The organism is Arcobacter sp. AHV-9/2010, from assembly GCF_004116575.1.
Classification (GTDB): Bacteria; Campylobacterota; Campylobacteria; order Campylobacterales; family Arcobacteraceae; genus Aliarcobacter; species Aliarcobacter skirrowii.
Window position 1 is genome coordinate 248,254 of sequence record NZ_PDKH01000002.1, and the last position, 22,106, is coordinate 270,359.

A 22,106-nucleotide genomic window follows, 5' to 3' on the forward strand; every position below is an offset into this window, starting at 1 on the left:
TGGATAAAATTTCTCATTAAAAATTAGAATAGGAATATAAGTTATGTCTAATATTAAAGACTCATTAGGTTTAGAAAACGTTGGTACTATATTTAGGAATTCAGATATTGATTTTTTAATTGATTTTGCGCTTAAAAATGAGGGTGCTAAAATATCTTCAACTGGTGCTTTGATGATTGATACGGGTATTTTTACTGGTAGAAGTCCAAAAGATAAATTTTTTGTTAATCAAGACCCATCAAATAAATATATAGCTTGGGGAGATATTAATAGAAAAGTTTCTAAAGATGTATATGAAGATTTGTTAAAAATTTCAAAAAAACAACTTAGCAATAAAGATATTTTCATAACAGATGTTTACTGTGGTTCATCTTTGGATTCAAGAAGAGCTGTTAGATTTGTAACTGAAGTTGCTTGGCAAGCCCATTTTATTCAAAATATGTTTATTCTTCCTACAAAAGAGGAGCTTGAAAATTTTAAACCTGATTTTACAATCTATAATGCATGTAAAACAGTAGATATGTCTTATGTTAGCCATGGTTTACACTCTGAAGTTTATGTAATATTTAATGTAGAAGAGAATCAAGCTATTATTGGTGGTACTTGGTACGCTGGTGAGATGAAAAAAGGTGTGTTCTCTATGATGAACTACTGGCTTCCATTAGAAGGTAAACTTCCAATGCACTGTTCTGCTAATATTGGAAAAGATGGTGATACTGCACTATTTTTTGGACTTAGTGGAACAGGAAAAACTACACTTTCAACAGATCCAAATAGAGCTTTAATTGGTGATGATGAGCATGGTTGGGATGATAAAGGTGTATTTAACTTTGAAGGTGGTTGTTACGCAAAAGTAATCAATCTTGATCCTGATAGTGAGCCTGAAATTTTTGGTGCTATTAAAAAAGGTGCTATTTTAGAAAATGTAGTTGCAGATGAGAATGGAGTTGTAGATTACTCTGATAAATCAAAAACTGAAAATACTAGAGTTTCTTATCCAATTGAACATATTGAAAATCATGCTCCAACAATGAGAGGTGGTCATCCAAAAAATATTATATTCTTATGCGCTGATGCTTTTGGTGTTTTACCTCCAGTTGCAAAACTTGATAAACAACAAGCTATGTACTACTTTTTAAGTGGTTATACTGCAAAAGTAGCTGGAACTGAAAGAGGAATTACTGAGCCAATCGCAACATTCTCTTCATGTTTTGGGGAAGCTTTCTTGCCTTTAAATCCTACAGTTTATGCTGAACTTTTAGGTAAAAAGATAGATGAGCACAATGTAAATGTATATTTAGTAAATACAGGTTGGACAGGTGGTCCTTATGGTGTTGGAAAAAGAATGAGTATAAAAAACACTAGAGCTTGTATTAATGCTATTTTAGATGGTTCTATAAATGACTCTGAGTTCCAAAATATGACTATATTTAATTTACAAATTCCAAAAACTCTAAAAGGTGTAGATACTCATGTGTTAACTCCAAGATATACATGGTCAGATCCATTAGAGTATGATAAAGCTAAGAAAAAACTAGCAGAGATGTATATTGAAAACTTTAAAAAGTATTTAACACTTGAAAGTGAGTATGATTTTACAGCTGCTGGACCACAGTTATAATAAAAAATAAAGAGGTTTATAAACCTCTTTATCAATAAAAATATAAAATAGAAGGGTTTTTTATCCCTCTATTTGAATCTCTTCTAAAATCTCTAAACCAAATCCTTGAAGTCCTATAAAAGAGTGTTTCCCACCACTTGTCATAAGTTTAATCTTCTTAATTTTTAATGAGTTTAATATTTGAGCCCCTATTCCATAATTTTTTTCTAGCTCTTGATTTTTATTTGAGTTATTTAAAAATATCAAAACTCCACCTTTGCTTTGTAAAAAGTTGATAGTTTTTAACATAGAGTTTAATTTATGGTCATTTAAAAATATTTTAATATCAGGTCTTATTGTATGAAATTTTACATGATTTATATCCTCTTGCTCTCCAAAAAGAATAACTGTGTGAATATTTTCTAAATGATCTTTAAACTCTTTTTTAATAGCACTCTTTCCAAAAAACTCAATATTTGAGCTAGAAACTTCACAAACTAAAGTTTCGTTTGCAAGTCTATACTCAACTAAATCAGATATATAAATCTGTTTTAAATTGTGTTTTGCTGCAAAAATATCTAAATCATCTCGTCTTGCCATTGTTCCATCTTCTTTTAAAATTTCACAAATAACAGCTTCGCCCTTAAGTCCAGCTAATTTACATAAATCAACACTTCCTTCAGTATGTCCAGTTCGAACTAATACTCCACCATCTTTTGCAATAAGTGGAAATATATGACCTGGTCTTACAAGTTCTGTAGCTTTTGATATTGGATTTGCTAAAATTTTTATTGTATTATCTCTTTCAATTGCACTAATTCCTGTTGCTGCATTTGCATCATCAACAGATACTGTAAATGCTGTCTCATAAGATGATGTGTTTGATGTTACCATTGGATTTAGTTCAAGTCGTTTAGCTGTTTCAAAAGGAACACTCACACAAACTAAACCCTTTGCGTGAGTTACCATAAAGTTTACAAGTTCAGGTGTGCTTAGGGCTGCTGAATATACCAAATCTCCCTCATTTTCTCTATCTTCATCATCAAGCATAATTACCATATTGCCTTTTTTAATCTCTTCAATTGCTTCTTTTACTCTTGTTATTGCATTCATAATATTTTTCTCTTAATTTAAATTTTTGCAAATTATATCAAAATAAGTAAAATCTAATATAAAAACTTGACATAACATCTATTTTTTGGTACAATTTCGACTCTTCTTGGGGTATCGCCAAGCGGTAAGGCAACGGTTTTTGGTACCGTCATTCGAAGGTTCGAATCCTTCTACCCCATCCACTTTTAAATCGCGGAATAGAGCAGCTAGGTAGCTCGTCGGGCTCATAACCCGAAGGTCACAGGTTCAAATCCTGTTTCCGCAACCAACAAGCTTAAAATGGTAGTATATTATCTTCTTCTTGAAGCTCTTTTAACTCTTTAATAGAGTTTAATCCTGCATCTTCATAATTTCTTGAACTAGCACCCTTCAACTCAATAACATTTGTTTTAACTTCATGTTTACTAGAATCAAGTAAAGTTGCACTTAATATATTTTCAACTATATAAAATCCTTGTGGAGATTTTCTTGAAACTTCTGAGCTTAGATTTAACTCATAAAGCCCACCACTATTTAAAACTTTAAATCCTCTTTTTATAAGACTATCTTTAAATATATTTTTATACTTTGAAGACTCAAAATCTGAGCTTATATAGAAAGTTGTTCTATTTTTCAAGTTATTTACTTCATTTCTTAGAGAGTTTGTTTTTGAAATAAACTTACTATCATATCCTAATGAATCAAGTACTTGAGCTTTATTTGAGCTTACATAAAACTTATCTAAAAGCTCTTGCTCTTTTAAATATAAATTTAAAGTATCATCAGACTGTTTTTTTACAAAATCAAGTTCACTATATAGTGCTTCAATGTCATTTTTTAGAGTTTGAATCAAATCATCTCTTTTGATACTTACTTGTACTAAATTTTTTCCACCATAATAAACACTATAATCAACTTTATAATTTTTTAATCCAAGCTCTGCTGTTTGGCTATTTATTTCAGAAGTTGTAGTACTACTTGCGTATTCTCTAAAGTCTCTATATGATTTTTCTGATATTGTTGTATTTGATTTTACTGTAACTAAAAGTCTCGAAGAGAGATTTTCCAAAGCACTTTTTGTAGCTTCATTCAAATTTCTACCCTCACCCACTCCATAAAGATATATCATACCATTTGGTGTAGGATTTAAGTACCAATTTGGGTATCCCATAGCCTCTTGTTGAGGCTGTGGATTTGTTTTTGAACAAGAAACTAAAAATAGTGCAATTATTAAAAGAATAATTGACTTTTTCATCTATTTTTTCTTACCTTTTGTTTTTGAAGCTTGATTATTTAATCTATTTTGATCATTAATCGCTTCATTGATTCTAACCATTGCTTCATTTATAGTTTTATTTGGTTTTAGAGTTAATCTATCAGCTAAATCATAAAGCTGTTTTGCATTTTGAAATTCACCTTTAGCCTCTTTTATAATACCAAGATCATATGCTGCAACAAAACATTTATCATTTGTTGATGTTAATAAATCACTTAAAATCTCTTCAGCTCTATCAGTTCTACTATGCTTTAAATATTCCAAAGCAGCTTCAAGTTTAACTGTTTGCTCTTTTGTATAACTAATTTCTGGACTATCTAAAACTACAACATAGAATTTATGAGTTGTTGGAGCAATATTTGGTAAAAACTCATTAACTATCTCATTTGCCATTCTGTCATAAACAACATTTTTTTCAGGTCTTTTATCTTCAAGTAAACTAAGACCTAAACTTACAATATCACTCTCTTGAGGACACTCTTTATAATCTTTTGATTTAATATAGTTATTTGAGTAGATTAAATCTCCTCTTTCAACATCAACCATAGATAAGTTTGCACCTAAAGAGTATTTGTATAGATTACAAGTAACATAGTAAGTTGTATAACCCATACATTTACCTTTGCTATCCGTATAAGAACATCTAGTTCTTTGTTCTCTTACATAACTTTCATTTTCACCTGTATTTACTTTTCCAATAATAAGTGCTTGAGCACCTAAAAGTTCCCCTATTTTTACATTGTCTTTAGTGCTAGCAAGTCCAGAGTATTGAAATTTTTGCTCTTTTAAAATTGTATCAATAGCATTTCTATTTACAATAGTAAAAAATTGCTCATTGTTTACCATAGTGCCATTTAAAGCAGACTCTATTTTTCCACCTAAATGAACTGTATCTTTATTGAAATCCATAACAGCAATCTTCTTTTTAGATGCTGCTCTATCAAGTTTTGCTGGTTTTGTAGTCTCAATTAAAACTTTTTGGCTACATCCAGCAAATAAAAATGCAAAAGCAATTAATAATAGTAAGTTTCTCATAGATTTTTAATTTCCTTATCTTGAAACACTATCAAATGCTTTGTTAATTTCATCATCAATATTTGCTTTTGGAATAGCAATTAAAACATACAAATCTTTTGCAACTGTATCTTCCCAAGAACTAACTTGCGATGTACCTTTTAGTGTTAAACTTGCAATCTGTCTAATAGCTTGTTCTGAAACTCTATTTACAGTAACATTATCATCTATTTGTCTCTCACTTGCTTCTTCTTGAACTTGTGAAATTACATCAGATTTTAAATCATCCGCCATATTTGCTCTAGCTTTTGCTAATGCTTGTTTTCTTGTAAACTCTCTTCCAAGTTTTGACAAAGGAGCAGAAGCACTCGCATATTTTTTATCACCTTTGCTTAAACTATCTAAGTTTCCACAAACCCATAGAGGTGCTTTTAAATTGCTAACAATACACTCTTCAGGCGCTAAATTTGCCTCAGGGTCTTTTGAACCACATCCAACAAACAACAATGCAGCTGCAGCCACTGGTAAAATAACTTTTGTAAGTTTCATAACTTCTCCTAATAAAAATTTGACTTTGATTATCTTTGAAATTGACTTAATATAATATTAAAAAAACTTATTTATTTATTTCACTTTTATTTTGGATAAAATTTAATCCACTTTTACACATATTTTATATTAAAAACTATTCCTAAACTCTACTTTTAAGCTATCTTTTTTGATTAAATCTCTGTTTAAATCTCTATTTTGAGTTATATTTCCAAGATTTGATTTGGTTTGCAAGAAATTTTGTATATAATAAATATTATTATAACCTATACAATAAATAGTTTCTATAATTTCGTTTATATCATTTTCATCTAAAAGATTCGTATTTACAGTAGTTCTTAACTCAAAAGGGAAGTTTATATCTATTAGATACTTAATACTCTCTATAGTTTTTTCATAGCTATCTTTTTTTGTTACAAATTTATATTTACTCTTGGGTGCTTTAAAATCTATTGATACAAAATCAATAAGATTTAAAGAGATTAGCTCTTTTAATCTCTTTGGATATGTTGCATTTGTATCTAATTTTATTTTAAATCCCATCTTTTTTATCTCTTTACAAAATAGAACTAAATCATACATCAAAGCCTCTCCTCCTGATAGTACAACAGCGCTTAAAAGCCCTATTCTATGGCTTAAAAACTTTAAAATATCATTTGAAGAGTATTTTCCTTGTTTGCTTTTAACTATGTTATCATTATAACAATAACTACATCTTAGATTACAAGAGCAAAACCAAACTACACAAGATAGTTCATTTGTGTAATCTGTTGTTGTAAATTTTGTAAAATCATAAATAATTTTTTGGTTCAACAAACTCTTTTCTTTGTCTATGCTCACCTTTTTTTCCTATATTAAAACTTTCAACTGGTCTATGGTAACCCATAACTCTAGTATATACTATACACTTACTTCTTTTTTCCATATTTTTCTCAAGCAATTTTGTTTTTTCCATCTTCTAGCTCCTTTTTTAAAATTTCATCATCACATTTTGGGCAATACTCATATTCACCATTTAAATATCCATGAATTGGACAAACTGAAAAAAGAGGTGTAATAGTAATATATGGCAATCTAAAATTAGAGATTACATTTTTTACTAGTTTTTTACAAGCCTCTGCATTTGAAATTTTCTCTTTCATATACAAGTGCAACACTGTTCCACCTGTATATTTACACTGTAAATCATCTTGTAAACTCAAAGCTTCAAATGGATCATCTGTATAATCAACTGGAAGTTGAGATGAGTTTGTATAGTAGATATTTTTTTCAATTCCAGCTTGAATAATATTTGGATACCTTTTTATATCCTCTTTTGCAAATCTATATGTTGTACCTTCTGCAGGTGTTGCTTCAAGATTGTATAAATTTCCTGTTCTTTCTTGGTATTCAACCATTTTTGCTCTCATAAAATCTAATAATTTAATAGTGAAATCTATACCTTTTTGTGTTGATAAATCAACGCTTTCATCAAAAAGATTTTTTAACATCTCATTCATACCATTTACACCAATAGTTGAAAAGTGGTTATTAAAGTGAGATAAATATCTTTTTGTATAAGGATAAAGACCTCTATCATACATCTCTTGCACAAAAACTCTTTTTCTCTCTAAGCTATCTTTTGCTAAATCCATAAGCTCTTCTATTCTATTAAAAAGCCCTTTTATATCATTTTTGTATAAGTATCCAAGTCTTGCCATATTAATTGTAACTACCCCAATGCTTCCAGTCATCTCAGCACTTCCAAAAAGCCCTCCACCTCGTTTTAAAAGCTCTCTTAAATCAAGTTGAAGTCTGCAGCACATACTTCTTACATGTCCTGGTTTATAAGCCTCTTCGTTTGGAATTAATTTTCCATTTATATCTTTTTTATATTGACTTCCAATAAAATTTTGAAAATAACTACTCCCTATTTTTGCTGTATTTTCAAATAAGATATCTGTATTTTCACCATCCCAATCAAAATCTTCAGTGATATTTACAGTTGGTATTGGAAATGTAAATGGTTGTCCCGTTTTATCACCTTGCGTCATAATTTCATAGTAGGCTCTGTTTATAATATTCATCTCTTTTTGAAAATATTTGTAAGTCATATCAACAAAGCTATTAGCTCCCCTACTTTTTGCCTCTTTTAAAAGCTCTTCATCTTTTAAATCTTTAAATAGATGCTCTTGATTTTTTGTTGGAATTTGATCTTTTAAATCTTCTGGAACCGTCCAATCAATAGTTATATTCGTAAATGGGCTTTGTCCCCACCTTGCTGGAACATTTAGATTATAAACAAAGCTTCTAATAGCTTTTTTTATCTCTTTATATTCAAGTTTATCTTTAAAAACATAAGGTGCTAAATATGTATCAAAAGAGCTAAAAGCTTGAGCTCCTGCCCACTCACTTTGAAGTATTCCTAAAAAATTTGCCATCTGTCCTAAAGCTTCTCTAAAATGATTTGGAGCTTTGCTTTCAACTCTTCCTCGAACTTCATTAAAACCCTCATCAAGCAAAACTCTCAAACTCCATCCAGCACAATAAGCACTTAGACAATCTAAATCATGAATATGAATATCAGCATTTCTATGAGCATAGCCTTGCTCTTTTGTATATATTTTATCAAGCCAATAGTTTGCTATTAATTTTCCAGCACTATTATTTATAAGTCCAGCATGAGAGTATCCTGTATTTGAGTTTGCTTTTATTCTCCAATCCTCGCCATTTATATACTCTTCTATAGTTTGAGTTGAGTTTACATAAGTTGTATCATCACAAAGCCCTAAAATCTGCTCTCTTTGAATTTTGTGAAGATGTCTATAGAGCATAAAAGATTTCATAACATCAAAATAGTTTGATTTATAAAGCTCTTTTTCTATTAAATCTTGAATATCTTCAACAACTTTTATATTTTTTGATTCTATTTCAAATAAAACTGATAAAAATATTGATTTATCATAAGATATATTTACACTTTTAAATGCTTTTTTAATAGCATCTTCAATTTTAAATGCTTCAAAATACTCTTTTTTGCCATCTCTTTTTATAATATATTCTATCATTCAAACTCCTTTTAACCTTGAGAGTTTAGGGGAGTTTATCTTAAGTAGTAGTGAGGTAAAAAGTCACAAAAGTGTCATTTTTTTAAGTAGAGATAAAAAAAGCCCCTAGATAAAATCTAGAGGCTTTAAACTTCTATTTTAAGATAAAATTATCTTGAAGTTAAAAGTGTAGTTAAGTGATCAGATGTCACTTGGTGGAAGTTTAAGTATTTGTAAACTCCATCTTTGTTGCTATCATTGATTTTTTTAGCAACGATATCTAAATACTCTTCTACAGATGGTAATCTTCCTAAAAGTGCAGCAACAGCAGCAACTTCAGCAGAACCTAAATAAACTTTAGAGTTTTTACCAAGTCTGTTATCGAAGTTTCTTGTAGATGTACTAAATACTGTTGAACCTTCACTAACTTGTGCTTGGTTACCCATACATAGTGAACATCCAGGAATCTCTATTCTAGCACCTGCTGCTGCAAATGCTGCATAGTATCCCTCTTCTGTTAATTGAGCTTCATCCATTTTTGTTGGAGGTGCAACCCATAGTTTTGCTTTAGCAACACCCTCACCTTTTAATACTTCTCCTAAAGCTCTAAATAACCCAATATTTGTCATACAAGAACCAACAAATACTTCATCAATATTTTTAGGTCTTGAGTCATCAGCTAAGATTTCTGATAGTGTAGCAACATCATCTGGATCGTTTGGACAAGCTAAAATTGGCTCTTTAATATCATCTAGGTTAATATCAATTACAGCTGCATATTCAGCATCTGCATCTGGCTCTAATAGTTCTGGTTTTTTAATCCACTCTTTCATCTTATCAGCTCTTCTTTGAAGAGTTTTTGCATCTTCATAACCCTCTTCAATCATTTTTTCAATTAAAGCGATATTTGAAGATAGGTACTCAATAATTGGCTCTTTGTTTAATTGAACACTACAAGCAGCTGCAGATCTTTCAGCTGATGCATCTGATAATTCAAACGCTTGTTCAACTTTTAACTCTGGTAAACCTTGAATCTCAATAATTTTTCCAGCAAAGATATTCTTTTTGTTTTTCTTAGGAACTGTTAAAAGTCCTTGTTTGATTGCATAATATGGAATAGCATTTACTAAATCTCTTAGTGTAATACCTGGTTGCATTTTTCCACTAAATTTAACTAAAACAGACTCTGGCATAGTTAAAGGCATCATACCTGTAACTGCTGCGAATGCAATAAGTCCTGAACCAGCTGGGAAAGAGATACCAATTGGGAATCTTGTATGAGAATCTCCACCAGTTCCAACAGTATCTGGTAAACATAATCTATTTAACCATGAGTGAATAACACCATCACCTGGTTTTAGTGTAACTCCACCTCTTGAGTTAATGAAATCTGGTAAAGTGTGTCTTAATTTAATATCAGCTGGTTTTGGATAAGCAGCTGTGTGACAGAATGATTGCATAACCATATCAGCACCAAAACTTAATGCTGCAAGTTCTTTAATCTCATCTCTTGTCATTGGTCCTGTTGTATCTTGGCTTCCTACAGTAGTTGCAATTGGCTCAACATACATACCTGGTTTAATACCTTCAACACCACAAGCTCTTCCAACCATTTTTTGTGCTTGAGTATAACCTTTTCCATTGTTTGCAGGTTGCTCAGCAGCAATAAATGCAGTTGAAGCTGGTAATTTTAAAGCTTCTCTAGCTTTTGCAGTTAATCCTTTTCCAATAATTAAAGGAATTCTTCCTCCAGCTCTCATCTCATCTGTTAAAGTATTTGGACTTAATTTAAATGTAGATACAACTTTTCCATCTTTTAATATTTCACCAGCGTATGGTTTTAAAGTAATTACATCACCTGTTTCAATACTATCAACATTTGCTTCAATTGGTAAACATCCTGAATCTTCTGCTGTGTTAAAGAAAATTGGAGCTATGATTGAACCAATTACAACTCCACCTGTTCTTTTATTTGGAACACCTGGAATATCTCTTCCCATATGCCATTGAACAGAGTTGATACCTGATTTTCTTGAGCTTCCAGTTCCAACAACATCTCCAACATAAGCCAAAGGATGACCTTTTGCTTTTAATTCAGCCATTTTTTCTAAAGGTTTTTCCATTCTTGATTGTAACATTGCAGTTGCGTGTAATGGAATATCTGCTCTTGTAAATGCAACAGTTGCAGGAGATAGATCATCTGTATTTGTTTCACCTGGAATTTTGTAAACTGTTAAAGTAATCTCTTCTTCAAGTGCTGGTTTGTTTGTAAACCACTCAGCATTTGCCCATGATTCAATAACCTCTTTAGCTTTTGCATTTCCAGCATCCATTAAAGATTTTACATCATTAAATGAGTTGTAAACAAGAATTGTATTTTTTAACTCTTTAGCAGCTGCATCTGCAACTTCTGCAACTTTTAGTGCTTCAACTAGAGGTGGTACATTGTATCCTCCCATCATTGTTCCTAAAATTTCAACAGCTTCAACTTTTGAAATTACAGAACATGCAACTTTACCTTGAACAACATCATTTAAAAAAGCAGCTTTAACATAAGCAGCATCATCAACACCTGGGTTGATTTTGTTTTTAAATAGATTTAATGCATATTCTGCATCTTCAACTTTACTTGCTTTTAAAAGCTCTACTAAATCAGCAGTTTGAGCAGCTGTAAGTGCAAGACCTGGTAATCCACCATCTTTTGCTCTTTGTGCTTCGTGTGCTTTATAATCTTGTAATAAACTCATTTTTTCTCCTATTAGATTTTAGAATTTGTGGAAATTATATCACAAAGTGCTAAATAAGCTTGTACAATTTTTGTTTATAGTTGTACAAATTTTAATTTTGTAAATAAAAGTTACACTACAAAGCTATATCTAAGTTTAAAGAAGTTTTTAATTTAAATAATGTACAACTTTTGTACAATTTAGAAAAATATAGTGCCGTTTAAATTAGCTTAAACAACACTAAACTAATAGCCATAACAAACATTCCCAAAGAAATCCCAACTATTGTTGTGTGAGCATTTCCATAAACTCTTGATGCTGGTAAAAGTTCATCAAAAGAGATATAAACCATAATTCCAGCAACAATTCCAAAAACAATTGCCAAGGTAGATGCACCCATAAAAGGAAGAAGCAAGAAAAACCCAACAACAGCACCAAGAGGTTCAGCTAGTCCAGAGAGTGTTGCATACCAAAATGCTTTTTTCTTATCTCCAGTTGCGTGATAAATTGGTAAAGATACTGCCATTCCTTCTGGAATATTGTGAATAGCAATTGCAAAAGCGATTGTAATACCAACTGTTGGACTTTCTAAAGCTGAAACAAATGTAGCAAAACCCTCTGGAAAGTTGTGAATTGCTATTGCGATTGCTGTAAAAATTCCTGTTCTTCTTAGCTTTGAATCTCTTATTAGTGAAGCTTTTGTATCTGGTTTTAACTCTTGAAGTTGATTGTCGCTTTTTGGCTCGTGTGGATTTAAATCTTCTGGAATTACTTTATCTATAAAGGCTGTTAAAATTATTCCTATAAAAAAGCAAATTATTGTCAAAAATTCGCCTGTAATAGGATTTTCATAAAGTTTGGTAAAAGATTCTCTTGATTTAACTAAAATCTCCATAAAAGATACATAAATCATAACTCCAGCTGAAAATCCCATACCAATTGATAAAATAAAGTAGTTATCTTTTTTTGAGAAAAATGCCAAAATAGCACCAATAGATGTAGCAAATCCTGCTAGAAAAGTTAGCATTGCAGCAAAAAGAAAGGTTTCTAGTGAGATATCTTGCATAAATTACCTATGATTTATTTTTTAAAGTTTGGATTATATCATATTTGATTTTTACACTTCTAGCTTATTTAAAATCTCATATCCTTCGTAGTAGTAAGATTGTTCAATTCCTTTAAAAATAACTTCTCTATCATCTATTTTAGGAGTTAAATTTTCACTTAGGAGTGTTCTTATTTCTAAATCATTTATAGGGCTTCTTTCCATTGCTTGAAGATATAGTTCTTTAGGAATATTTTGCCAATTAACAACTTTTTTAAGCTCTTTTTTGAGTATCATATCTAGCCATATTCTCATGGTTCTGCCATTTCCTTCTAAAAATGGATGAGCTATATTCATTTCAACATATTTTTCAATAATCTCTTTAAAATTGTTTTGTGGAATTTGCTCTATTTTTGGTAATATCTCTTTTAGATATAAACTATTTGCAAATCTAAATCCACCTTTTGATATATTTAGTTCTCTTAGTTCACCAGCAAAATCATATAGTCCATCAAAAAGATATTTATGTATTTGTTGTAAGCCTTTTAATGTTCCAACTTCAATATTATTTATGTCACAACTATCAAATAATTTGTATGCTTTTTCTAAACTTTTTTTGTCTATATCTTTCATCTTTAGCCTTTATTTTAGATATTTGTTTTTAAAGCCTATCAAAGGCTTTTTATATACTTCCATATCATCTCTTTGCCCAATAGCAATAGTGTAAATTGTCAAAATATCATCTTGCACTTCGAAAACTATTCTCACTCTTTTCTTATCAATATAAACTTTTTTAAATCCACTTAAATTCATACCATTTTTATTTCCAAGATTTTCACCTATTTGTGGAGATTGTTGAATTTGTTTTAATTTTTTAAATACTTTGATAACCAAAGTATTATCTAAAACTTTTAAATCATCATAAACTTTATCATGAAGTTTTAAAGAATACATTATAAGTTATCCAAATTTATATCAAACTTCTCTGCCATATCTTCCAAAGAGATATAACTGTCTTTTGGCTCTTTTTTTCTTTGTTCCACAACTTCAAAAATCTCTTTATGCTCCAAATATTCTAAAAACTCTTCAAGTTTTTTTAGTTTTTCATACTCTTGTGTAGAAATAACGACTGCTTCAAGTCGATTGTTTTTTAAAATTCCGACTTTTTCTAAGCTTCTCTCTTTTACATCTGTTAGGATTTTGCTTATTTGTTTTGTGAAATCTGTAATTGATAAAAGTTCATTTTGTGTATAACTTACCATAATTTACTCCTAAATTTAATATGAAATATTATAGTAAATTTACCATAAAAAATATATAAATATTTGATTTTTATATTTTAAAGCCTATCAAAAGATTTTTTATATACTTCTAGCTTACCTAAAATATCATCTAAATTTAAAGAGTTCAAACTCATCTTTGAAAAGGCAAACCACTTTTTACCCAAATCTTTTAAACTTGCTCCCAAATGATAAATCTCTTTTTTATCAATAATCAAAAATCTATCGTGGCTAGATTTAAAAGTTTTTAGAGAGATATTTTCGTATTGTTTTGAATATTTTTCAAAATCTAGTTTTAGCTGTTTTGAAATTGTTGAAGTATAGATTGTGAAATTTATATTTGGAAACTTAGAAAAAAGAGTAAAAACCGTATCATCGATATAGTTATCTATTAGTATAATCTCTTCTTTTGCAAGTTTTAGTAAATCATTTATAAAACTGTAAGCATCGTAAATTTGTCCATCAAAAAAGATGTTTTGATTAAATTCCAAAGAGTTGTTTTTTATTTTTGATTTTATAAATTGCATATCATTTTCAAGTGCAAAAAGCCTTTGTTCTGTAATTTTGTGATTATTTATCGCATATCCATTTTGAATATAGTTTTTTAGTACAGATGTTGCCCATTGTCTGAATTTTGTAGCTCTTAAAGAGCTTACTCTATAACCAACACAAATAATTACATCTAAATTATAATGCTTAAGTTCTCTTTTTACTAATCTATTTCCTTCTTTTCGAACTACCGAGAAAAACTCGGTAGTTGAATTCTCATCTAGCTCTTTTTCTAAATATATATTCTTTAAGTGCAAACCAACATTATCTGTACTTGTATCAAATAACTGAGACATTTGTAATTGTGTTAGCCAAATTGTTTCACTATCAACCGAAACTTTAAGTTCTAGTTCCCCATCATTGTAAACCACTAAATTTGATAAATCTTGCATTTCATTTCCTTGCTTGAAAGATTATTAAAATCTTAGCAAAAGAGAGTAAAAATAGAAAGAAATATTACAATTTGTAATTAAATTTGATTTTTATGTTTTAAAGCTTTTTCAAATAGCTCTTTTCTAGCTTCAAATCCTTTTGTGTCGTTTGCTAAAAACTTTTCAATATGATTTATTTTGATTCTCTTTTTTTATTAAATTTTATTCTTGCTAATAAATATTTATTTCATTACACTTAGCGGATTAGTTATCCGCAATTCATCAATACTATTTTTCTTTTTCTCTTCAATATTTACAGCAAATGATAAATATATAATCGCCTCTCTAACTAGTTGAGCTAAATGTATAGTTTTTTCTTCTAATTCATCTTGAGAAATACTAAAATTTATTTTTCTATCTTCATTATTTAAAAATTCAGAATTAAATAATTTTATAGATATGAACTTATGTTCTAAATGATTTCTAATATCATTTATTGCTTGTGCTTCAGGTTCTAATACCTCTATAAATTCTTTAGATTGTTCATCATTGTTATTGAAAAACAAATCTTTACTTATAAGATACAAACCTCTTAAAGCTAAGTTTTTGGTTTCATTAAACACATCATTAATTTTTCCATTTTTATCAAGCCAAATATTTCTAAAATCTATTTTCTTTTCTGTTTTAACTTTTATAAAATATTTGTATATAAAATTAGCTATTTTGTCAAAAATAGAATAAAAACCTCTAAAAGCAATTTTTATTTTTTCAATATTGATATCATACAAATTATAATCATAATCATCAGTTATAGATGTTTCTTTGTCATAATATTTTGCTGTTTTTTCGTGCAAACCCTCAAATAATAAATGTCTAAAAGTAATGAATTCTTGTTTTATCTGATTAAAATTTGTAATTGTTTTTGGAAACCCTTCATCAATTTTTGTAATTAAATTAGGTAAATTTAAAGGGTCATAAGTAGAAATGTCATAATTTCCTAAATCATTGAGAGAATTTAAAAAAAGTTTATTAGAAAGACACCATTTTCTATATTCTTTTTCATTTTTTGAGAATTTTATTTCATAAGTCTCAAAATATTCAATATTTTCTATATTTTCGAATTTATTATAAAAATTTACTCTTTTTAATATCTCATTAGCTATCGATAAGTATATATGTTTATTTTTTTCAAATAAAGTTAAAGCCTCTTTATATAGCTTATAAGCAAATTTTATAAAATATACTTTATGCCCACCATCATAATTTAAATCTGAATAATATTCTAAAGCATTAGCTTTATTTATCAAAGCCATAAAATAATTTGGATGATTTACTACATTTTTGTGCCAAAATTTTAATGCAATTGCTTTATCATAATATTTGATAGCATTTATAGTTCTCCCATAATGACTGAAAGAATTTCCTAGATTAACATAAATCCCCAATTTTAGTTCCAATCCAATATTATTAAAATCTTCTTGCTGAATAGCCTTTCTAAGAAAATAAATTTCTTTAAAAACTTCTTTTTGCTCTAAACTCCAAATTTTATTTATATTTTTTTTATGATTTATTTTTCTAATACCATTATAAGCATTAGCAATTAGATAGAAGCCATGAGCCTTTTTTAAATCTTCTATTTTTACTGAATACTTAGTTACAAATTTATTTAATATGTACTCTTTATTATTATCTAAAGCATTATCAATAGTTTTTGCTAATCTTTCTAAATATTTACTAATAAACTTATTTTCTTTCATAAATAAACTCCATTTTAAAAATCACTGGATGCTAAAATAAAAAATAAAAGTAAGAAAAAATATTGCAATTTATAATTAAATTTGATTTTTATATTTTAAAGCCTATCAAAAGCTATTTTTGTTTTAAATTTATATCTAGTTTCTTTGCCATATTTTCCAAAGAGATATAACTATCTTTTGATTTTTTTTCTTTCCTCTATAATTTCAAAAATCTCTTTATGCTCTAAAAGTTCCAAATACTCTTCAAGCTTTTTTAGTTTTTCATACTCTTGTGTAGAAATACTACTGCTTAAAGTCGATTATTTTTTAAAATTCCAACTTTTTCTAGGCTTCTTTCTTTTACATCTGTTAGGATTTTACTTATTTGTTTTGTGAAATCTGTTATTGATAAAAGTTCATTTTGTGTATAACTTACCATAATTTACTATTATAGGATTTAATCATTTCATATATATCATTTGAATATGTATATAATTTAAATCTAAAAGATGTAACATTATGCTCTAAATTTACTATATCATTACTGCCCATAGCTCCTCTAGCTGTACTAATAATTCCTATATTTTCAAGTTTTTTTATACTTAAAATTAATTCATCTTTATGTAAAGTTTTTTCTAAACCGTAACTTTTTTTATAATTAAATGGTTTTTCTAGATTTTCAAGTACCTTATAAAAATTAAAAAAATCATCTTCTGAAATTTGATTTATATTATAGTAAAGAGATTTTTCCCAATAATTTAATTTTCCATTTTTTTTAAAAGACTTTGTTAATTGGCATAAAATAAAGATTTGTAATGAATCATCCATATCGATAGTTTTATTTATTGTTTCAACAAAAAAAACTTTTTCTTTTTTTGTTAAATTGGTTATAAAAGATAAAATTTTATGTTCATTTTCAAATTCTAAAAAATTGAGAAATTGAGAAATTTTATTCTCCATATAAGCAGTTTTAATATTAAGAAATAATTGAATAATTTTGTTATCGTCTATAATTGTTTTTTTACTTCCATTTATAATAGGGATTATTAATTCATCAATAACCTGATTTCCAATTTCTTCAATATTATTTATTACTTTACTCATAAATACTCTCCACAATTTTAATCTCATCAGGTGTTAAATCGTAAAGTTTATAAACCATTTGGTCGATTGTTTTTTCATTTGTTGTACAGATATTTTCTAGGTTTTCAAGCTCTTTTTTAAGTGCGATTTCTCTATCAAAATTGTTAGTTTTGATAGCTTCATCTAAAAGAGGTTTATAATCTTTTATTTTTTGTTTAGATTCCAAAATCTCATCTACAAGTTTTATAAATGGTTTTTGTGATTCTTCATCTATTTTTAAAATAGGTAAATTTAATAAAGGTTCTTTATCAACTTGAAAAATATCTCCTTGCATTTTTCCTTTGTATTTAAGCCAAAAAGCTATAAGTTTTGAATTTAATAAAGAAGTTAAATATCTTAAATCAACTCTATTTGTTTGAATTACAAAATAAGTTTGAGAAACATAACAATCAAAGTTAGTATATGTAAAAGTTGGAGTTTTACATTTTCTTAAAGATATTATTTTTTCATTTTTAAAAAATCTCTCATCTCTTGATCTATGTAACCCATAAGGCTTATTATCTGAAGTGATAATTTCTTGAAATTTATCAAGATGGTTTTTTATATTTGGATAATTATCCAAGCTATTTGGATTTTTAAATGATGAGTTTGTATAAATAACCCAAAGATTATTTATCTTGTCTCCCCAATATTTTTCTAATTCATTTGTTGTATAAAAAGGTTTGATTAAATCCTTTTCTTCATTACTTAAATTAAAACTACTGTACTCTTCTAATGATAAATTAAAAATTCCATCTCCAATATTAAAATTATCTCCTAATATATTTTTAGAAGTTTGATTCACAAAATCTTGAGGGCTCACAATTCCTTGTGCAATTTCATTTTTCTCAAAAGTGAAATTAGATTTATTAAATATTTTTTCTAAAAATATTTCTACTTCTTGATTTGAAAAATTCAATATCTTATCTTTCATTATATTTTTATCAATATTAGAAATAAAAAATTGAAACTTATCATTTTTCATGGTATTCAAAAAATATATAGCTTCATCGTGATTTATATTTTTATCTAAAACTCTACTAACTTTAAATTTATATTTTAAGTTATCTTTGGATTTAGTCATAATATAAATCATAGTTTGAATTCCAGCATCTTCAAATACTTTAAAATCTCCAAAATCAATAAACTCTAAAAGCTTTCCATCTTCTAAAACTTTATTTCTAAACTTTGAAGCTCCTGCATTACTAATCCAATTATTTGGAGCAATAAATCCTATAAGTCCATTTTCTTTTATCAAATCCAAAGCTTGACAACCAAAAAAATACCATAAATCCATTTTTCCTTGATAATATGGGCTTTCTCTCAAACCATCAAAAGCACTTTTATTTGTATATTCTTTTATATACGGAGGATTTCCAATAACAATATCAAACTCGCTTGGAAGAGCTGGGACTAAAGTCCCAGTTCCGAGAATTTCACTAAAAATATGAGTATCTAGCAAAGTGTTTGCACAAACTATTTTGTCTGCTAGTTTTGTAAGAGCTCGACCTCTTTTTGCAGTTCGCAGCCACAAGCTTAGCTTTGCTATCTCCACGGCATCTTCATTTATATCTACACCATAAAGATTGTGTTCAAGGATCTCCTCTTCTACCATATAAGAAGCAAATAAATCTCCCATAAGTGCTAAATCATTTTGAAGATTTTTATGCTCATTTATAAGATATTCCAAAGCTTGATTCAAAAAAGCTCCACTTCCACAAGCTGGGTCTAGGATTTTTAGATTTAGAAGCCAGTTTTTATACTCTTGCAGGTTATCTTTTGTTTGTTGCTCTTGTTTTGTTAGTTTTTTTGGGTTAGATGGTGAGATTAGAGTCTGACTTCCAATTTGAAGCTCTTCTCTTTTCTCAAGACACATTTTGCCAAGAGTATTTTCAACTATATATCTTGTGATATATTCAGGAGTATAAAATACACCATCTTTTTTTCTTTTTGATTTTGTTTTATCAAAGTTCACATTATCTATATTTGCTTGAAGCTCTTCAAGGTCTGTTAAACTTTGTTCAAAAATATGTCCCAAAATATTTACAGATATTTCACTTGCAAAATCGTAGTTAGATAGTATTTGTACATTTTCATCTAAAATAAAATCATCTATAATCAAACTATCAAGAAGCTCATCAACAGCAAATAATCCACCATTGTATTTTGGAATTTGTAGTTTGTCGTTTCCTTGGCTTATGGCTTCAAAATAGAATTTATAAATATCATAGAGCTTATAGTTTGTAAACTTTTGATTTATAAACTCATCTCGTATCTCTTTTATTGTGTTTGCACGAAGCAAATCTCTATCTTCTGCAAATAGTATGAAAATAATTCTATCGCATAGTTTTTGAGTAAGTCTTAGAAGTGTTTGTTTATCAATATTTGGATTGTTTTTTACAATATTTTCAAAAAGAAGTGTTCTAAAATGGCTAAAATCTTTATATAGTTTTTTAGAGATATCTTGCTCAAAGCTGTTTGATTTCTCTTTTATTTTTAGAGCTGTTTCATCTTTGATATTTTCAAAAGACAAAAGCAAATGAAGTTTTGAAAAATCATCATAAGAGAGATTAAACAGAGAAAAACTCTCATAAGATGTACTTTTATCAAAATAAAATCTAAGCTCATCAAAGTTTGAAATAATCACATATTTGGCTTTTGTGTGTTGTGTGAGATACCAAAAAGCTTGTTGTTGTACACGGTCAAGATTTTTTGTTTTTGTATCTTTTAGCTCAATTACGGCAATTATTTCACTATTTAGATAAATAACTCCATCTGCTTTTTTGCTATCTGTTTCATTTTTCTTCTCACGCTCAAGGTTAAAAGAGCTTGGATTTGTAGTTTTTAGAGTGTATCCAAGACAAGATTCAAAAATATCTTTTAAAAATCCATCTTGATACTCTTCCTCTTTGAAATCTTTTATAGCTTCGATTTTTGCTTTGTAGTTTTGAAAAGCCGCCCATCTAAGAGCTACTAGCTTTTCATCTTGTTTAAAAGTTTTTAAAACACTATTTTGAAATATAGACAAAATCTCTCCCCTAGTTTGAATTTTTTAAGCTATATTTGTATAAACAGCCTGTACATCGTCATCATCTTCAAGTTTTTCTATAAGTTTACCTATATCTTCTTGTTGCTCTTCACTAAACTCTTGAGGATTGTTTGGAATTCTTTTTAGCTCTGCTTTTATAAGAGGAATTTTTAGCTCTTCAAATTTATTGTTCATATTTCCAAAATCTGTATAGTTTGCATAAGCAAGACACAATCCATCTTCCTCTTCAAGCTCTTCAAGACCTGCATCAATAAGCTCTAGCTCCAACTCTTCAAGTTCATAATTAGCTGGTTTAGTAAACTCAAAAATAGCTTTTCTATCAAAGAAAAACTCTAAAGAACCAGTTGGAACAACTTGCCCACCTGATTTATTAAAGTGCATTTTAATATTTGCTACCGTTCTTGTGTTGTTGTCTGTTGCAGTTTCAACAAAAACCAAAACTCCGTGAGGACCTTTTCCTTCAAAATTTACTTCAGAAAAGTTTGCAGAGTCTTTTCCTGTTGCTCTTTTAATAGCTGCATCAATATTTGCTTTTGGCATATTTTCAGATTTTGCATTTAAAATTGCAGTTCTTAAAGCTGAGTTCATTTCAGGGTCTGGAACTCCTGATTTTGCTGCAACTTCAATTGCTCGTGCTAATTTTGGAAATATTCTACTCATATTTCCCCATCTTTTCATCTTTGCTGCTTTTCTATATTCAAAGGCTCTACCCATAGATAACTCCATAAAAATTTATTTTTGGGCGACATTATATCAGGTTTGCACTAAAACTATAAAAAATGGTTTTAATATTAGTTTTGATAAGATTTTGCCATGAAAAAAATTATCATTTTATTTTTATTTGCTTCAAGTTTATTTGCACTTGAACTAAATACAAACAAAACTATAAACGCAAATACAATTTTGGTGAGTTTAGAAAAGAGTAATATTGAAAATCCAAAGCTTACTTTTCTAAATAAAAACTACGATTTTTTTGAAAATCCTTTCAAAAAAGATAGCTACTATCTTCTACTTCCAATCTCATACTATGAAGAAGAAAAAAAAGAGCCAATTATTGTCTCATACTTTGAAAATGGAAAAAAAGTATTCAAAGGAAAAAATCTATATATAAACAAAGGTGCTTACAAAACTGAAACTCTAAGTGTTAGCTCTAGTAAAGTTGAGTTATCGCAAGAAGATAAAAAAAGAGTTAAAGAGGAGTTTGAAGAGTCAAAAGAGATTTATACAAAAAAATATCCAAATATTTTATGGAAAGATGATTTTATTTATCCTCTTGATTCAAAAATCACAAGCGATTTTGGAAATGCAAGATTATTTAACAACACTTTACGCTCTTATCACACAGGAACAGATTTTAGAGCAGCAATAGGAACACCTATAAAAGCCTCTAATAATGGAATAGTAAGAGTTGCAAAAGATAGATTCTATGGTGGAAAAAGTGTTGTAATAGATCACGGTCATGGAGTTTTTAGTGGTTATTTTCATTTAGATGAGTTTAAAGTAGATGTTGGAGATTTTGTAAAAAGAGGTGAGATTATAGCACTTAGTGGAAATACGGGGCGTTCTACTGGACCACATTTACACTTTATGTTTAAAATAGATGATGTTATTGTAAATCCTCTACAAGCAATAGATGTTTTAAATAGTTTAAGAAATTAGTTAAAGTTTATT

General features: G+C 28.6%; 20 protein-coding genes and 2 tRNA genes. 4 read left to right on the forward strand and 18 right to left on the reverse strand.

Features of this window, described 5'->3' with window-relative positions; genetic code table 11:
* Positions 1-43 precede the first annotated feature (43 nt).
* Complete coding sequence (gene pckA / locus CRU94_RS05085; RefSeq protein ID WP_129105728.1) at positions 44-1,621, forward strand: phosphoenolpyruvate carboxykinase (ATP); 1,578 nt, start codon at positions 44-46, stop codon at positions 1,619-1,621.
* Between the two features lie 60 nt (positions 1,622-1,681).
* Here the strand turns inward: pckA and CRU94_RS05090 are convergent, their stop codons facing one another.
* The gene (locus CRU94_RS05090; protein ID WP_129105729.1) at positions 1,682-2,713 is read right to left on the reverse strand and encodes a bifunctional 3,4-dihydroxy-2-butanone 4-phosphate synthase/GTP cyclohydrolase II; all 1,032 of its coding nucleotides are present in this window, start codon (positions 2,711-2,713) and stop codon (positions 1,682-1,684) included.
* A gap of 107 nt (positions 2,714-2,820) precedes the next feature.
* Between CRU94_RS05090 and CRU94_RS05095 the strand changes: the two genes are divergently transcribed.
* A tRNA-Gln gene (locus CRU94_RS05095) sits at positions 2,821-2,895 on the forward strand.
* 9 nt (positions 2,896-2,904) lie between these two features.
* Positions 2,905-2,981 (forward strand) — tRNA-Met (locus CRU94_RS05100).
* 6 nt (positions 2,982-2,987) lie between these two features.
* Here CRU94_RS05100 and CRU94_RS05105 read toward each other — a convergent pair.
* The 17 genes from CRU94_RS05105 to CRU94_RS05180 form a co-directional block, all read right to left on the reverse strand.
* Positions 2,988-3,947 carry an LPP20 family lipoprotein gene (locus CRU94_RS05105; RefSeq protein ID WP_129105730.1) on the reverse strand — a complete coding sequence of 320 codons (960 nt, stop codon included), beginning with the start codon at positions 3,945-3,947 and terminating at the stop codon, positions 2,988-2,990.
* Positions 3,948-5,003: a CsgG/HfaB family protein gene (locus tag CRU94_RS05110; RefSeq protein ID WP_129105731.1), complete on the reverse strand. Its 1,056-nt coding sequence runs from the start codon at positions 5,001-5,003 to the stop codon at positions 3,948-3,950.
* Between the two features lie 15 nt (positions 5,004-5,018).
* Positions 5,019-5,531, reverse strand: coding sequence for an LPP20 family lipoprotein (locus CRU94_RS05115; RefSeq protein WP_129105732.1), 513 nt, complete (start codon positions 5,529-5,531; stop codon positions 5,019-5,021).
* Positions 5,532-5,660: 129 nt separating this feature from the next.
* Positions 5,661-6,347 carry an anaerobic ribonucleoside-triphosphate reductase activating protein gene (locus CRU94_RS05120; protein ID WP_258237398.1) on the reverse strand — a complete coding sequence of 229 codons (687 nt, stop codon included), beginning with the start codon at positions 6,345-6,347 and terminating at the stop codon, positions 5,661-5,663.
* Positions 6,322-6,486: an anaerobic ribonucleoside-triphosphate reductase gene (gene nrdD, locus CRU94_RS05125; RefSeq protein WP_129105734.1), complete on the reverse strand. Its 165-nt coding sequence runs from the start codon at positions 6,484-6,486 to the stop codon at positions 6,322-6,324. The genes CRU94_RS05120 and nrdD overlap by 26 nt, the downstream gene beginning before the upstream one ends.
* A complete protein-coding gene (locus CRU94_RS05130; RefSeq protein ID WP_129105735.1) occupies positions 6,464-8,578 on the reverse strand; it encodes a ribonucleoside triphosphate reductase in 2,115 nt (704 codons plus the stop codon). The genes nrdD and CRU94_RS05130 overlap by 23 nt, the downstream gene beginning before the upstream one ends.
* A gap of 149 nt (positions 8,579-8,727) precedes the next feature.
* Positions 8,728-11,304, reverse strand: a complete 2,577-nt coding sequence (locus CRU94_RS05135; RefSeq protein ID WP_129105736.1) for a bifunctional aconitate hydratase 2/2-methylisocitrate dehydratase — start codon at positions 11,302-11,304, stop codon at positions 8,728-8,730.
* Between the two features lie 199 nt (positions 11,305-11,503).
* Positions 11,504-12,349, reverse strand: a complete 846-nt coding sequence (zupT, locus tag CRU94_RS05140; RefSeq protein ID WP_129105737.1) for a zinc transporter ZupT — start codon at positions 12,347-12,349, stop codon at positions 11,504-11,506.
* Between the two features lie 51 nt (positions 12,350-12,400).
* Positions 12,401-12,961, reverse strand: coding sequence for a protein adenylyltransferase Fic (gene fic / locus CRU94_RS05145; RefSeq protein WP_129105738.1), 561 nt, complete (start codon positions 12,959-12,961; stop codon positions 12,401-12,403).
* A gap of 9 nt (positions 12,962-12,970) precedes the next feature.
* Positions 12,971-13,282: a type II toxin-antitoxin system RelE family toxin gene (locus CRU94_RS05150; RefSeq protein WP_129105739.1), complete on the reverse strand. Its 312-nt coding sequence runs from the start codon at positions 13,280-13,282 to the stop codon at positions 12,971-12,973.
* Complete coding sequence (locus CRU94_RS05155; RefSeq protein WP_129105740.1) at positions 13,282-13,590, reverse strand: type II toxin-antitoxin system Phd/YefM family antitoxin; 309 nt, start codon at positions 13,588-13,590, stop codon at positions 13,282-13,284. The genes CRU94_RS05150 and CRU94_RS05155 overlap by 1 nt, the downstream gene beginning before the upstream one ends.
* Before the next feature lie 77 nt (positions 13,591-13,667).
* Positions 13,668-14,549 (reverse strand): RhuM family protein, encoded by an 882-nt coding sequence (gene rhuM, locus CRU94_RS05160; protein WP_129105741.1) that lies wholly within the window; start codon positions 14,547-14,549, stop codon positions 13,668-13,670.
* Positions 14,550-14,770: 221 nt separating this feature from the next.
* Positions 14,771-16,285 carry an LA2681 family HEPN domain-containing protein gene (locus CRU94_RS05165; protein ID WP_129105742.1) on the reverse strand — a complete coding sequence of 505 codons (1,515 nt, stop codon included), beginning with the start codon at positions 16,283-16,285 and terminating at the stop codon, positions 14,771-14,773.
* A gap of 289 nt (positions 16,286-16,574) precedes the next feature.
* Positions 16,575-16,703: a hypothetical protein gene (locus CRU94_RS09715; protein ID WP_258237399.1), complete on the reverse strand. Its 129-nt coding sequence runs from the start codon at positions 16,701-16,703 to the stop codon at positions 16,575-16,577.
* The gene (locus CRU94_RS05170) at positions 16,697-17,368 is read right to left on the reverse strand and encodes a hypothetical protein (protein WP_129105743.1); all 672 of its coding nucleotides are present in this window, start codon (positions 17,366-17,368) and stop codon (positions 16,697-16,699) included. Before CRU94_RS05170 ends, CRU94_RS09715 begins: the two co-directional genes overlap by 7 nt.
* Positions 17,361-20,414 carry an Eco57I restriction-modification methylase domain-containing protein gene (locus tag CRU94_RS05175; RefSeq protein WP_129105744.1) on the reverse strand — a complete coding sequence of 1,018 codons (3,054 nt, stop codon included), beginning with the start codon at positions 20,412-20,414 and terminating at the stop codon, positions 17,361-17,363. The genes CRU94_RS05170 and CRU94_RS05175 overlap by 8 nt, the downstream gene beginning before the upstream one ends.
* A 24-nt stretch (positions 20,415-20,438) precedes the next feature.
* Complete coding sequence (locus CRU94_RS05180) at positions 20,439-21,149, reverse strand: YebC/PmpR family DNA-binding transcriptional regulator (protein ID WP_129105745.1); 711 nt, start codon at positions 21,147-21,149, stop codon at positions 20,439-20,441.
* A 99-nt stretch (positions 21,150-21,248) separates the two neighbouring features.
* On the opposite strand from CRU94_RS05180, the gene CRU94_RS05185 reads away from it, so the two are divergent.
* Positions 21,249-22,094: a M23 family metallopeptidase gene (locus tag CRU94_RS05185; protein ID WP_129105746.1), complete on the forward strand. Its 846-nt coding sequence runs from the start codon at positions 21,249-21,251 to the stop codon at positions 22,092-22,094.
* Positions 22,095-22,106 lie beyond the last annotated feature (12 nt).